This window comes from Duncaniella sp. B8 (genome assembly GCF_005304985.1).
GTDB classification, from domain to species: domain Bacteria; phylum Bacteroidota; class Bacteroidia; order Bacteroidales; family Muribaculaceae; genus Duncaniella; species Duncaniella muris.
Genome location: NZ_CP040121.1, coordinates 525,617 through 538,616 on the forward strand (window position 1 = coordinate 525,617; position 13,000 = coordinate 538,616).

12 protein-coding genes are annotated in these 13,000 nt (G+C 53.2%); 5 read left to right on the plus strand and 7 right to left on the minus strand.

Annotated elements, in window-relative coordinates; all coding sequences use genetic code 11:
- Positions 1 to 74: 74 nt before the first annotated feature.
- Genes FDZ78_RS02440 through FDZ78_RS02460 form a run of 5 tightly spaced genes read right to left on the minus strand, consistent with a single transcriptional unit; the run spans position 75 to position 2,960 of the window.
- A complete protein-coding gene (locus tag FDZ78_RS02440; RefSeq protein ID WP_136409013.1) occupies positions 75 to 746 on the minus strand; it encodes a helix-turn-helix domain-containing protein in 672 nt (223 codons plus the stop codon).
- The gene (locus FDZ78_RS02445) at positions 746 to 1,228 is read right to left on the minus strand and encodes an S-ribosylhomocysteine lyase (protein WP_123398519.1); all 483 of its coding nucleotides are present in this window, start codon (positions 1,226 to 1,228) and stop codon (positions 746 to 748) included. The genes FDZ78_RS02440 and FDZ78_RS02445 overlap by 1 nt, the downstream gene beginning before the upstream one ends.
- 39 nt (positions 1,229 to 1,267) lie before the next feature.
- Entirely contained in the window at positions 1,268 to 1,933 is a 666-nt protein-coding gene (locus FDZ78_RS02450; protein ID WP_123398520.1) for a 5'-methylthioadenosine/adenosylhomocysteine nucleosidase, read from the minus strand.
- Positions 1,930 to 2,742 carry a twin-arginine translocase subunit TatC gene (gene tatC, locus FDZ78_RS02455; protein WP_136409014.1) on the minus strand — a complete coding sequence of 271 codons (813 nt, stop codon included), beginning with the start codon at positions 2,740 to 2,742 and terminating at the stop codon, positions 1,930 to 1,932. Before tatC ends, FDZ78_RS02450 begins: the two co-directional genes overlap by 4 nt.
- Before the next feature lie 8 nt (positions 2,743 to 2,750).
- Positions 2,751 to 2,960, minus strand: coding sequence for a twin-arginine translocase TatA/TatE family subunit (locus FDZ78_RS02460; protein ID WP_107031283.1), 210 nt, complete (start codon positions 2,958 to 2,960; stop codon positions 2,751 to 2,753).
- A gap of 182 nt (positions 2,961 to 3,142) precedes the next feature.
- Here FDZ78_RS02460 and fabD point away from each other — a divergent pair, with 182 nt between their 5' ends.
- The 5 genes from fabD to FDZ78_RS02485 all read left to right on the plus strand — a co-directional run bounded on the left by fabD (position 3,143) and on the right by FDZ78_RS02485 (position 8,005).
- Positions 3,143 to 4,021, plus strand: coding sequence for an ACP S-malonyltransferase (gene fabD / locus FDZ78_RS02465; RefSeq protein WP_136409015.1), 879 nt, complete (start codon positions 3,143 to 3,145; stop codon positions 4,019 to 4,021).
- 96 nt (positions 4,022 to 4,117) lie between these two features.
- Positions 4,118 to 5,080 carry a DUF2156 domain-containing protein gene (locus FDZ78_RS02470; protein ID WP_123398523.1) on the plus strand — a complete coding sequence of 321 codons (963 nt, stop codon included), beginning with the start codon at positions 4,118 to 4,120 and terminating at the stop codon, positions 5,078 to 5,080.
- A 119-nt stretch (positions 5,081 to 5,199) separates the two neighbouring features.
- On the plus strand, positions 5,200 to 6,210 hold the full coding sequence (gene metX / locus FDZ78_RS02475; protein ID WP_136409016.1) for a homoserine O-acetyltransferase: 1,011 nt from the start codon (positions 5,200 to 5,202) through the stop codon (positions 6,208 to 6,210).
- 70 nt (positions 6,211 to 6,280) lie between these two features.
- Positions 6,281 to 7,168 carry a DMT family transporter gene (locus FDZ78_RS02480; RefSeq protein WP_136409017.1) on the plus strand — a complete coding sequence of 296 codons (888 nt, stop codon included), beginning with the start codon at positions 6,281 to 6,283 and terminating at the stop codon, positions 7,166 to 7,168.
- A 57-nt stretch (positions 7,169 to 7,225) separates the two neighbouring features.
- The gene (locus FDZ78_RS02485; protein ID WP_136409018.1) at positions 7,226 to 8,005 is read left to right on the plus strand and encodes a DapH/DapD/GlmU-related protein; all 780 of its coding nucleotides are present in this window, start codon (positions 7,226 to 7,228) and stop codon (positions 8,003 to 8,005) included.
- Positions 8,006 to 8,143: 138 nt separating this feature from the next.
- Here FDZ78_RS02485 and FDZ78_RS02490 read toward each other — a convergent pair whose 3' ends face one another.
- Positions 8,144 to 9,634 (minus strand): RagB/SusD family nutrient uptake outer membrane protein, encoded by a 1,491-nt coding sequence (locus FDZ78_RS02490; protein ID WP_136409019.1) that lies wholly within the window; start codon positions 9,632 to 9,634, stop codon positions 8,144 to 8,146.
- A gap of 49 nt (positions 9,635 to 9,683) precedes the next feature.
- Positions 9,684 to 12,716, minus strand: coding sequence for a TonB-dependent receptor (locus FDZ78_RS02495; RefSeq protein ID WP_137426174.1), 3,033 nt, complete (start codon positions 12,714 to 12,716; stop codon positions 9,684 to 9,686).
- Between the last annotated feature and the right edge of the window lie 284 nt (positions 12,717 to 13,000).

Consider the following 13,000-nt stretch of genomic DNA (forward strand, 5'->3'; position numbering starts at 1 on the left):
ATGTCAGCCAGACGAGTTTTTTATCATTCAGACCGGAGCGGACTTCAATAGCCCTCCGGGCGCAGACGCTGTCGCTATTCATCTTCGGGCTCCTCCATGCGGCAGAGCAGGAAGGTCTTGCCATTGTAGACGAAATCGAGCAGATTCATGGTGTGGAGTCTGACCACTATATCCTCGGCCATCGAGCGCGACACCTTTGCCGCAAGCATGAACTCTTCAAGCGTGACAGGCCCCTCGGCAAGCATACCTGCAAGCCGGCTTTCCGACTCGCTCAGCGAGATCAGCACCCCCTCGGTCTCGGAAGAAGCAGCCTCCCAGGCACGGACCATAAGCGGCGTGGCCGAGATATTCTCGTCCTTGACCCTGTAATAGGCATGGGCCGATCCGTCAGCCTCCATCACAAGCACCGGCCGGCGCCGCGCGCGGTCAATCTCGATGCGCAGCACCGTCTTCTCTTCCTCGGCCTTGAAAGCCGTGACCCGGATTTCCTGCGGAGGACGGCAATACATCTCGGCGGCCTGCTCTATGACAAAGATATCTTCCTCGTTTCTGACACCTGCCACCACGCCGTTGTCTTTCACCCCAACGAGCAGACGGCCGCCGTCTCTGTTGGCAAAGGCCGATATGCTGCGGGCAATCTTACGGGCATCCGAGATGGCAAATTTGAAATCCTGGTGCTCATGCTCGCCCTCTTCTATCAGACGGGCTATGTAATATTTACCCTTGATCCCTTTCAGGTCTTTCATCACTGAGGGTAGACAAGGTTTTCAGGTTTCAGACAGCAGATCACCTCGTCGAGATAACGGCGGGCAGCCTTGCGGGCAGCCTCAAGATCCATGAACGACCAGTTGCCGCAGTCACGCGGAGTGGCTCCCGGCACCTCGCCTTCAAAGGAGCTTACAAACTCCATTGTCTCGCGTATCAGACCTGTGATTTCGGCCGATTCAAGCTGACCCTGCAGAATCAGATAATTGCCGGTGCAGCAACCCATAGGGCCCCAGTAGACCACACGGTCTTTCCACTGCGGATGGTTGCGCAGGAAGGTGGCGGCAAGATGCTCCATTGCATGCAGCGCCTCAGGTGTCAGAGCCTCCTCGCGGTTTGGCTCGGTCATTCGTATGTCAAAAGTAGTGAGCACATCGCCTGAGGGGGTGACATCGCGGCGCGACACATAGACGCCCCGCTGCAGACGGTTGTGGTCAATCGTAAAGCTTGCTATTTTTTCCATAAGTAGTCTTAAGAGATTGTTTTCAGAATCGTAGACGGATCACAATGAAGCAAGAATCTCGCTCACTGCTGCAAACGACTTCTGCGGAGCTTCAGTCCAGAAATCCTCATACTGGCTCGAATTGTCATGAGAGGTCCAGGGCGAGTCGCTGATCACGCGGAGACACATGAACGGCACCTGGCGCAGACAGCAGGCCTGGGCTATGGCGGCCGACTCCATGTCGACGGCCTTCACCATCGGGAAGTGCGAGCGGATCGAATCGATTTCCTCCTTGCGGCTTATGAACAGCTCTCCGGAGGCGATGAGACCCTTCTTCGCTCCGCTTTTTTCCGCAACAGCCGGCACCTCGGCCGGGAAAAGACGGGGACAGCCGGGCACATGGCCCCACTCCTCGCCTATGCACCAGAAATCATGATGCGCGAGAGAGTCGGCCACCACTATATCCATCACCCGGATGTCATCTCCGGCGCCTGCCGCAACTCCGGTATTGATCACCAGATCAGGTGAGAAAGCATCGATCAGGCTCACGGCGCCGATAGCCGCGTTGACCTTGCCTATACCACACTGCATCACGGCAATGTCATTGCCGCCTATGCGTCCGCGGTGGAGAGTGACAGCACCACGGGTTTCTACAGTCGCATCGGAGAGAAGGGGTAATATCATGGCCAGCTCTTTGCTCATGGCCACTATAATGCCAATTTTCATAAGTTACTTATCGTTTCAGTTTCTGATTTTTCTTTTTTAAACGACCTCTCAGAAGGGAGAGTCAGAGCCGAAAGCTCCCAGAGGAGATAGAGAGGCAGGAAGACCACCATCAGGGTGAACGGATCGCCCGTCGGGGTTATGACAGCCGCCGCCACCAGAAGCGCCACCACGGCATGCCTGCGGTAGCGGTTGAAAAGTCCGCGGCTGACAATTCCGGCCTTGCCCAGCATCCATGCCACCAGGGGCAGCTCGAACACAATGCCCATCACAAGAATCAGCATCATGAAATTGTCCATATAGGAATCAAGCGAGATCTGGTTGGGAATCAGTGCGCTCAGCTGATAGTCGGCAAGGAAGCGCAGAGTCAGCGGAAACACAAGGAAGTAGCCGGTGGCAACGCCTAAGAAAAACATCAGGTTTCCGGCTAAAAACGCGCCTCGCGCCCCACGCTTCTCCTCTTCGTAAAGCCCAAGTGCTATGAAGCCCCAGAGCAGCCACACACATATCGGGAAAGCAAGCACTACAGCCAGCCAGAAGGAGGTTGACATGTGGATGAAAAACTGCGAGGCCAGACGGATGTTGATCAGATGCACTTCGAAATCGCCGCCACTGCCTCCCGGCATCAGTGAAGTCGCAGAAATGCTGTCAAGCCACCGGTAGAGAATGAAGTCGCCCCGACACGGAGCCAGAATCACAGAATCGAAAATGTGGGGCATGGCCGCAAACAGCCCGACCGTAAGCACAACGATGACGGCCGCCATGCGGAGCAGCACTCCGCGCAGGGCCTCGGCGTGATCCCAGAATCCCATTTCGCCGCTCACTTTTCAGCAGCGCTTTTGTCGGAATTTTCGGTCGTATTATCTTTGATTTCGCTGACGGCATCATTCATGCCCTGTTTGAACTGGCTGATGCCCTTGCCCATGCTGCGGGCAAGTTCGGGTATGCGCTTGGCGCCGAAAAGCAGAAGCACCACCACGAGAATCACAATGATCTCTCCGGTGCCGAGATTGAAAATGCAGGGTGTCATTCTGATATTTGGGTTTTCTGCAAAGTTAGTGATTTTTTTGCTGCAAATCTGTTTAAAACCCGTCACCGCAGACTCCGCTGATGTTAAAAATGGTTTTTGAACCTTAACTAATCAATAGAAAAGCGTAACTTTGTACTCTCAAACCAATCATATTCAAACGAATTCAAATTCACGACAATTCAATGAAAGCTTACGTATTCCCCGGTCAGGGCGCCCAGTTCGTAGGAATGGGCAAAGACCTCTATGAAAGCAATGAAGTAGCCAAGGAAATGTTCGAGAAGGCAAACGAGATTCTCGGCTTCCGCATCACCGACCTGATGTTTGCAGGCACTGACGAAGACCTCCGTCAGACCAAAGTAACCCAGCCCGCCGTATTCCTCCACTCTGTGATCCTCGCCAAGACACTCGGCGAAGACTTCCAGCCCTCTATGGTAGCCGGTCACTCTTTAGGTGAATTCTCGGCACTCGTAGCCGCCGGCGCCCTCAGCTTCGAAGACGGTCTCCGTCTGGTAGCCGCCCGTGCACGCGCCATGCAGAAAGCCTGTGAGCTGAAGCCCTCCACAATGGCTGCCGTGATAGCCCTCCCCGACGAAAAAGTAGAGGAAGTCTGCGCCTCGATCCCCGGAGTAGTTGTCTGCGCCAACTACAACTGCCCCGGCCAGCTCGTGATCTCAGGTGAAGAAGAAGCCATCGACGCAGCCTGCGAGAAGCTCAAGGAAGCAGGTGCAAAGCGCGCCATGCGCCTCAAGGTAGGCGGTGCCTTCCACTCACCCTGCATGGAGCCCGCCCGCGCCGAACTCGCCGAAGCCATCGCTGCGACTGAATTCCACAACCCCGCAGTGCCCGTCTACCAGAATGTCGATGCCAAGCCCCACACCGATGCCGCTGAGATCAAGGCCAACCTCGTGGCACAGCTGACCGCTCCAGTGCGCTGGACCCAGAGCGTACAGAACATGATCGCCGACGGCGCCGACGAATTCATCGAAGTCGGCCCCGGCAAGGTGCTCCAGGGCCTCGTTGCCAAGATCAACCGCGAAGTAGCCACCTCTGGCCGTCAGTAAGCCACCACAATCGGGCCTCACTCCGGAGCCTGAGATGAACCTCATCGGGGCTCAGTGTGTTTTTCAGTAAACACACAATCATAGAAATCTCAGATTATGATCACGCTTCGACAATCGGCGGCCGCCACGCAGACGGCGCTCAAGGCCAGACCGAAAAAGGAATGTTCACTCAGCTTCAAGCCCTTGCGCATAGCAGACATCGACACTCTGCGACCGCTGCTCGCGCAGACATGCTGCCGCACATGCGACTTCACCGTAGGCGGCACATTCATGTGGCTCGAATACTTCGACTACTCATACTGTATATTCAATGACACTCTTTTCATCAAAGGTGTCACTGAAGACGATGTCAGCCGGCCGGCTTTCTCAATCCCCGTAGGCAAAATGGGGCTTGAGGAGTCGGTCGCTCTTTTGCGTGAATACTGCGCCGCCACAGGCTGCCGCCTCATCTTCTCGGCCGTCCCGGAAGCCTTCGTGGCCCCGCTCAAAGCCCTCGGAGCAAGCAGCGTCCAGCAGCTTGCCGACTGGAGCGACTACCTCTACGAGGCCTCGGCCCTCGCAACCCTTTCAGGCAAGAAATTAGGCAAGAAACGCAACCACGTCAACCGTTTCGAAGCCGAAAATCCCGGCTACACCTTCGAACCGCTGACCCCGGAGCTGATTCCCGCTGTCAAAGAGTTTTTCCTTGCACGCCATCTTCCGCTGTCAAAACCGGCGCTTGCCGACATAGAGCGCGAGCAGGTGATGCAGGTGCTCTCCACCCCAGGCCTCTTCGGCTTCGAGGGCGCAGTACTCTCCACTCCGGCCAACGGCATAGTGGCATTCACCCTCGGCGAAGTCAAGGGCGACACCCTCTTTGTCCACATCGAAAAAATGGACCATGAAGTCAACGGAGCCGGCGAGACCATCAACAAACTCTTCGCCGAAATGATGACCGGACGCCATCCAGGCCTTATCTACATCAACCGTGAGGAAGACGTGGGCGATCCCGGTCTGCGCCACGCCAAAGAATCATACCACCCCGCAGAACTTCTGGCCAAATACAACGTGATATTCTGATCATTCAGGCCGGGTAACTCTGAAATTCGCCCAAATAGCGTCTCTCTAACAGACTGCGTAATTTTGAAGAGTTACTTATTATGCTTAACTTTGCTCCGCAACTGTTAAGAAGCCTCATAATGATCAACTATTATCACCATTCCGAACCATTCAGCCTTGAACTCGGCGGGCAGCTCGATGCCCTCCGCATAGCATATCACACTTATGGCACACTCAACGCCGACAAAAGCAACGTCATCTGGGTGTGCCATGCTCTTACCGGCAACAGCGACGTGCAGGACTGGTGGCCACACACCGTGGAGGAAGGCAAATTCCTCGATCCGGCCGACAATTTCATAATCTGCGCCAACATTCTCGGATCGCCTTACGGCACCACCGCCCCGCTACACACCAATCCCGCCACAGGCTCACCCTACTACAAAGATTTCCCACCCTACACCATCCGCGACATTGTCAACGCCCACCGCGTCCTTGCCGAAGCGCTCGGCATTGACCGGATAAAGGTACTTGTAGGCTGCTCTGTGGGCGGTTTTCAGGCCATCGAATGGGCCGTGATGGAACCCGAACGCTTCGAACGGCTCGTTCTGATGGCCACTGACGCCATAGCCACACCCTGGACCATAGCCATCGACGAGACCATGCGCATGAGCATCGAGGCCGACCCGACCTTCGGCGACCCTGACCCTCAGGCCGGACGCAAAGGCCTTGCCGCCGCCCGCGCCATCGGCCTGCTGAGCTATCGCGGATATTATGGCTACAATCTCACCCAAAAAGATGTCGAGGAGCTGCCCGAAATACACCGCGCATCGAGCTACCAGCAGTATCAGGGCGAGAAACTCTGCCGCCGCTTCGATGCCTATTCCTACTATGCCATTCTAAAAGCCTTTGACACCCACAACGTGGGCCGCGGCCGCGGAGGCCTCGACGCCGCTCTCAAGCGCATCAAGGCCCGTACCCTTGTGGTAGGCCTCGAAACCGACATCGTGTTCCCGCCCCGCGAGATGCAGGAACTCTGCTCCAAGATTCCCGGAGCCGTCTACGGCGAGATCCACTCCCCCTTCGGCCACGACGGTTTCCTCGTGGAATACAATCAGCTCAACAATCTCCTGCTCCCATTCATCAAAAACTAAGAGGTTTTTTCTCAATAACTGTTAAAGCGCAAAACCGGCCGGCGGCCGCACCGTTTTTTCACATAATCTCATGACCCGGACCACCAAAGGATATATTCTTGGTGCAGTTGCTGCTGTGAGCTACGGCACCAACCCGCTCTTCGCCGTCCCCCTCTATGAACTTGGGATGGGCGTCTCCTCCGTACTCTTCTACCGCTATCTGTTTGCCACAATCATACTCGGCACCATCATGCTCATCCGCGGCGACAGCTTCCGGCTCGCCCGCCGCGACCTGCCGCTGATGGTGCTCCTCGGCATCTTCTTCGCCATGTCATCCGTACTGCTGTTCGAAGCCTACAGATACATGGACGTAGGCCTTGCCTCCACGCTGCTCTTTGTCGAGCCCGTTTTCATAGCGCTGATACTCTGGATCTTCTTCCACGAACGCATCTCGCTGTGGACCCTCATCTCCATAGCCATCTGCCTCACCGGAGTAGTCTTTCTGTGCAATCCGGGCGAAGGCGCACATGTGACAGCCACCGGCGTCACCCTTGTCATACTCTCGTCACTGGCCTATGCGCTCTACATGGTGATGATCAACAAGAGCCGCATACGCCATCTCTCAGGCTCCACTCTCACCTTCTACTCGCTGCTCTTCGGCATGATTGTCTTCGCCGTGCGCACCGACGGCTTCACCGAAGTGCAGCCTGTGCCCTCCGGACTGCTCCCCTGGGCCTGCGTGGCGGGCATCTCGATTGTCCCCACCATAGTCTCGCTGCTGACAGTAGCCATCTCAATCCAGTGCATCGGCTCGGTTCCGGTCTCCATTCTCGGCGCCCTCGAACCTATCACCGGAGTAATGTTCGGAGTGGCACTCTTCGGCGAAATCCTGACTGTAAGAGCCTCGATTGGAATCGTGCTCATCATCCTCGCCGTCATCGTCCTCATTCTCTCCGGCCGCCGGCAACACTCCAAGTAACAAAACCCTACACATATAAACCTGCTTCCAAACAACCAACTGATTATTATTGAATCTATGCTAAATGTTGAATCATACATACTTCTCCTGCTTGCGCTCATTGTATGCGGCAAATGGATTGTTTTCATTCTTATGTGTCCGCTGCTTGTCGCATTCCGCATCCGGAAGGAAAAATCGTGGACAAATTCCGAAAGCCTGCACAATCGCACCGCTGACAAACCCGATGAAGCGGAAACATGCGCAACTGACCGCACTCCTACACGGAAATCATTTCTGCATAAGCTTCTGCAAACCCCTCAATACTATTTCTTCGGCTACAGGCGATATATTGATTTCCAGGTAGGATTAATACCGTCACACACAATCCGCAATTTTATATACCGAAAAATCTTTGGCGTGAAATTAGGCAAGATGGCGACCATATATTGGGGGGCAGAAATCCGTGATCACCACAAACTGAAAATCGGGCGCGGAACAATTATTGGCGACCAAGTGATTCTCGATGCACGAAACGGGATAGAGATCGGCGATAATGTAAATTTTTCATCCAATGTGCATATCTGGACCGAACAGCATGATCATCGTGATCCGGACTTCGCCTGTAACAGCAGTGCCGCTTTCAAGGTGACAATCGGCAACCGAGCCTGGATAGGCCCCGGAACCACGATACTTCATTCGGTAAATATCGGCGAGGGAGCCGTTATCGCAGCTGGTGCAGTGGTGACTAAAGATGTAGAGCCATTTGCAATCATGGCCGGCATTCCGGCAAGAAAAATCGGCGAACGCAACCACAATCTCAGATATGAGTTCAACGGCTATCCTGCTCCATTTTATTAATCTTAGCCCACGTCCCCAAAAATCCATCATCTGAAATCCGGAAACTGACATCAGCCATTAACAAACGGAGGCCGCGCCTGAGTTGAATTCAGGCGCGGCCTCGGTATTATAGATTGATGCTATGGGCTGATGTGGTCTTTACTTCTTGGGGAATGTGGTCTGCCAGCCTTCATTCTGTGTCACACCGAATCCGGCATTGATCTCATCAGCAGGGATGGGATAAACACAGTCAGAGATCTTGAAACCGGTGATTGCCCAGTCGATTTCAGGATAAGAAACATTGTCCTGAGCAAGATTTGCACTTACATCCCAGCGGCGGAGGTCATAGAGACGGTGACCTTCCTGGAAGAGCTCGCGGGCACGTTCTTCCTGAATGAAGCTCATGAGACCGTCCTTATCAGAAGGCAGATCGGCAACCGAAGTGATGGCCGGGTTACGCTTTGCAACCACAAGGAGTGCGTTCTGTGCATTGGTGATGTCAGCCGACGAAGAGCGCAGATAGCCTTCAGCCTGGTTGAGATACATCTCAGGAGCGTTGATCAGGTAGTTTGTGCCGTAAGCCGAGTTTCCACCGAGACCATAGGCTCCGAACTTGCCGCTTCCGAATTCTTCGACACCCTTGTCATTAGTATTCCAGCTCCACACTGCGCGACGCACGTCACCGTCTGTCATGATTGACTTCAGATAGGGAGTGGGGCCATAGCTGTAGTTCGACCAAAGTGTACCGCAGGAGTTTGCGCTCCAGTTATCGGAAGTATTGATGGCAAGATAGAAGAAGCTTTCAGTGTTGCTGCCTTCACCGTTGTAGAGAGCCTTGTAGGCGGCGGGAGTATAGGCAAGCGCCGGATCTCCGGCTGCGGCAAGAGCCTTCTTGGCTGCGTCAATCGATTCATCGAACTTCTCCATGTAGAGATAAGCGCGAGAGAGAAGACCCCATGCTGCCGCCGGCGACATATAGACACGGTTTTCTTTTGTCTGGCCTGCAAGTTCAAAATAGCTGATCGAAGACTTCAGGTCATTGACAATCGAAGTATAGGCATCGCCTACAGTGCTACGGCTGACCATCGTACCGGCAGCCACAGGCTCGTTGATCACAACGATACCGGGCTGTGCCGAGAAATCCTGACCGTCAACCATCACCTGATGGGCGAACACATTGACAAGCACAAGATTCGCATAGGCGCGGAGCGCATAAGCTTCAGCAAGATACATGTCGAGATCAGCGATTTCATCTTCGTGGACATTCTCTTTCATGGCTTCACCGGCCTTGATGATTCGGGCGCTGTTGTCAACCACCTTGTAACCATACTCCCAGATGTATGAGAGATAAGTGTCAGTCACTGACGGAGTGAACTGGTTGATTGCATTGAAGTGGCTCGACGAACGGTTCCAGTATGCCAGGTCAGATGCGATGTCGCCGAATGAAGTGGCATAGTTACCGGCGAAATAGTAACGGTAAAAACTGTAATATGTACCGTTGAGAGCATAGCCTATATTGTTGACGCTGTTAAGGCCGGTTTCTATGTCGATGCCATCATAGATCTTTGAATCCAGGAAGTCATCGCCACAGCTGACCATGCTTCCGCCCAGAAGCAGCATAGCAAGAGCCTTGATATGTAGTTTTTTCATATTTTCCTTTAGTTTGTGAATTATGATTCTTGAAAGATAGAAGATAATTTTAGAATGTCAGCTGGATGCCGCCGGTGAAGGTAAACGCTGCGGGATACTGCCATGCGATCTCACCGTTGGCATAGGTTTCAGGGTTGTAGCCGATGAAATCAGATGCAGTCCAGGTGTGCACATTGTCGAAACTGGTGTAGATACGGCACTTAGAGATAAGAGCCTTGCGGGTGATCGAAGCAGGGATAGTGTAGCCGAATGTGATGTTGCTAAGACGGAGATAGTTTCCGCTCATGATCCAGCGTGACGAATAGTTGTCGGTAGAAATCTGGTTGGGGTCGCTGATGATGTACTGCGGATACTTGGCATCAGGATTCTCAGGAGTCCATGAATTTTTGATCATTTCCTTCAGCGGTGTGCGGTAGGTGCTCATGTTCCAGCCGGTGAAGTCATGGCCGGTGTCGATCACCTTGCTGCCGAGGCGGTAGTTGAACTGCATGGAGAGGTCAAATCCATAACCGCGGGCATTGAGACCGAATGCACCGAACACCTTGGGAGCTGCTGAACCTACATAGCGTTTTTCAGCTGCATTGTAGTCATCGGTAAGCACATTGCTGAGATCGTTGCCGTTCTCGTCTTTTGTGCCTTTGGCATAACGGTAATAAAGAGCCTTACCGGTCTCGCGGTCTACGCCTGCATACTCCTGAGTGTAGAACTGAGTGAAGGGACGGCCTTCTTCAAGAATCTGATAGGTGTATTCCACAGATCCGTCGGCAAGCTTGAGGATCTTGTTCTCATTCCAGGTGAGGTTGGCGAAGAGGCTGACAGTCAGATCACGGCTTGTGTAGGCCACACCATTGACACCGAATTCAACACCACGGTTGCGCATCTTGCCGATGTTCTTATAATATGAATTCATACCGGTGGTCATTGACAGAGGCACCTTGTAGAGAGCATCGGAAGTCTCATCGTTGTAGTAGTCAAAAGTGAAGTTCACGCGGTTGAAGAGCGAAAGATCAAAGCCAACGTCAAACTTGCGGGAAGTTTCCCATGTAAGATCCGGATTTGAGATCTGAGCGGGAATCATACCGGGAACCTGATTGTAGTTAGCTTCGGCTGAATAGTATCCGCGGGCAGCATAGAGGTTAGGCAGAGACTGGTTGCCAACAGTACCGTAAGAGATACGGAGCGCGGCATTGCTGAGCCAGGAGAGATCTTTTGCGAATGATTCCTGCGAGAGACGCCACTTGCCGCCGACTGACCAGAAGTTACCCCAGCGGTTGTCAGCGCCGAACACCGATGAACCGTCGCGGCGGAAAGAAGCCGACAGGTAGTAGCGGTCGTCATATGAATAGTGGGCATCCATGAAGTATGATGCAAGACGCGATTCGCTGCGGTAATATGCGCTACCGTTGTCTGTGGCTGCGGTTGTCAGATCGCGCATGCCTGAGTCAGCGAATGGGAAGTCAGTGCGTGAATAGAAATCTTCGTGGTAGTCGTAGCGCTGGCATTCCTGACCGAGAAGGAGGTTGATGTCATGCTTGTCGAAAGTCTTGGTCCAGCCGAAAGTGTTGGTCCAGGTAATAGTGCTGATACGCTGCTTATACTGCTGGCCGAGACCGTTATATTTCATACCCTGCGGGTTGTAGACGGCACTCCAGTAGTCATAGTCGGTCTGGTCAACGAGGTTGACACCAAGATTTGTCTTGGCCCAGATGCCGAATGGCAGGTCGATGCGAAGCCAGGGATTGGCATTGATGGTCTGGTTTGTCACCTCATAGAGGTTACCGAGTTTTTCGTCATTGACAGCCACAGGGTTGTAGCCTGAAACACCGTAATATGAACCGTCTTCATTGTAGATGGGATCAGTCGGGAGCCATGAAGAGACCGCTCCGGTCAGAGGGTTCGACATTGCGCCAGTTGTCGACTGGCTGAAGTTGTTGTTTTTGCTCCATGAAAGAGAGGCATTGACACCTGCAGAGAAATATTTATACTTGGTATCGATGTTCACACGGCCTGAATAGCGGGTGTTGCCTGAGTTGATCACAATACCTTCTGAATCTACATAGCCGATAGAGGCATAGTAGTTTGTATTGCCGCTTGTGCCGTTGAAGCTGATGTTGTATTCCTGGAAATAACCGGTGCGGGTCACAGCGTCGATCCAGTCTGTGTCAGTCTTGCCGTCCCAACCGAGAACGCCGACAAGCTTGTCATACCATTCGTCATACGTACCGCCTCTCAAAGCCATGTAGCCCTTGGTGAACCAGTCAATAGTTTCTGCGGCATTGGCATAATCCATGTTATGGTTGCCCATCTTGGTCAGACCCTGCTTGATGTCGATGTTGAGGTTGAACTTGCCCTCGCCACCCTTCTTGGTAGTGATGACGATCACACCGTTGGCTGCGCGTGAACCGTAGATAGCGGTTGCTGCAGCGTCCTTGAGCACAGTCACACTCTCGATATCGTTGGGATTGTAGGCAGCCATCGGGTCAAAGAAGTTGTTTGACCCGCTGCTGATACCATCGGCATCAGAATTGACAGGCACACCGTCGATCACATACAGAGGCTGCGAGCTTGAAGAAAGCGAACCGCGGCCACGGACGTAGACCGAACCGAATGTACCGGGCGAAGAAGTAGAGTTGTTGTACTGGAAACCGGTGACCGAGCCTTCGAGAGCCTTCACGAAGTTCACATCAGACTTCTTGTCGATGACCTCACCGTCGAGCACAGAGGCGGCACCTGTAAAGGCAGCCTTGCGCTGAACACCGTAACCGGTAACGACCACTTCGTCAAGAGTGTTGGCATTCTCCATCGAGATCATCATCTGACCGGGAGTGATAGCCACCTCGACAGTCTTCATGCTGATGTAAGAAACCTGAATTTTGGTCACTGATTCGGGAAGGCTCAGAGTGAACTTTCCGTCGATGTCAGTAGCGGTACCGATCTTGGTACCCACACCCATGACAGTGGCTCCGATCAACGGCTCACCGTCAGCGGCGCTTATCACGGTGCCGGAAACTGTGCGGTTCTGAGCCGCAAGCGTTCCGACAGCCACGACGAGGGCCGTCAGTAGTAGAAACAGCTTTTTCATACCTAATAGTTAAGTAATACGAAATTAGTTAAAGTATAAAATGATGATAATTTTAAACAGCGGTGCGGAAAAGTCCCTTTTCTGCGGGGTGCTTCCCGGTTGGGGTTGTTAAGAGAGAGCTTTGTCGGGAAGCGGGGAACTTCTAATGATGTCGTAATGTCATTATTGAAAACTTGAAATAAAATGGAATTTTATGTTGGGGGCGAGGGTGGCTACGCGCCAGTCTCCTGTATGAGATACAACTGTGCGAATTAAAAAATTTTTACACAGATGTTTCAATTCGG

What these genes read in the sequence shown, in the direction of transcription:
- FDZ78_RS02460 (WP_107031283.1), bottom strand. Translation starts at nt 2,960, where the DNA reads ATGACACCCTGCATTTTCAATCTCGGCACCGGAGAGATCATTGTGATT.
- FDZ78_RS02445 (WP_123398519.1), bottom strand. Translation starts at nt 1,228, where the DNA reads ATGGAAAAAATAGCAAGCTTTACGATTGACCACAACCGTCTGCAGCGG.
- FDZ78_RS02440 (WP_136409013.1), bottom strand. Translation starts at nt 746, where the DNA reads ATGAAAGACCTGAAAGGGATCAAGGGTAAATATTACATAGCCCGTCTG.
- FDZ78_RS02470 (WP_123398523.1), top strand. Translation starts at nt 4,118, where the DNA reads ATGATCACGCTTCGACAATCGGCGGCCGCCACGCAGACGGCGCTCAAG.
- FDZ78_RS02490 (WP_136409019.1), bottom strand. Translation starts at nt 9,634, where the DNA reads ATGAAAAAACTACATATCAAGGCTCTTGCTATGCTGCTTCTGGGCGGA.
- FDZ78_RS02495 (WP_137426174.1), bottom strand. Translation starts at nt 12,716, where the DNA reads ATGAAAAAGCTGTTTCTACTACTGACGGCCCTCGTCGTGGCTGTCGGA.
- tatC (WP_136409014.1), bottom strand. Translation starts at nt 2,742, where the DNA reads ATGGGATTCTGGGATCACGCCGAGGCCCTGCGCGGAGTGCTGCTCCGC.
- metX (WP_136409016.1), top strand. Translation starts at nt 5,200, where the DNA reads ATGATCAACTATTATCACCATTCCGAACCATTCAGCCTTGAACTCGGC.
- fabD (WP_136409015.1), top strand. Translation starts at nt 3,143, where the DNA reads ATGAAAGCTTACGTATTCCCCGGTCAGGGCGCCCAGTTCGTAGGAATG.
- FDZ78_RS02480 (WP_136409017.1), top strand. Translation starts at nt 6,281, where the DNA reads ATGACCCGGACCACCAAAGGATATATTCTTGGTGCAGTTGCTGCTGTG.
- FDZ78_RS02450 (WP_123398520.1), bottom strand. Translation starts at nt 1,933, where the DNA reads ATGAAAATTGGCATTATAGTGGCCATGAGCAAAGAGCTGGCCATGATA.
- FDZ78_RS02485 (WP_136409018.1), top strand. Translation starts at nt 7,226, where the DNA reads ATGCTAAATGTTGAATCATACATACTTCTCCTGCTTGCGCTCATTGTA.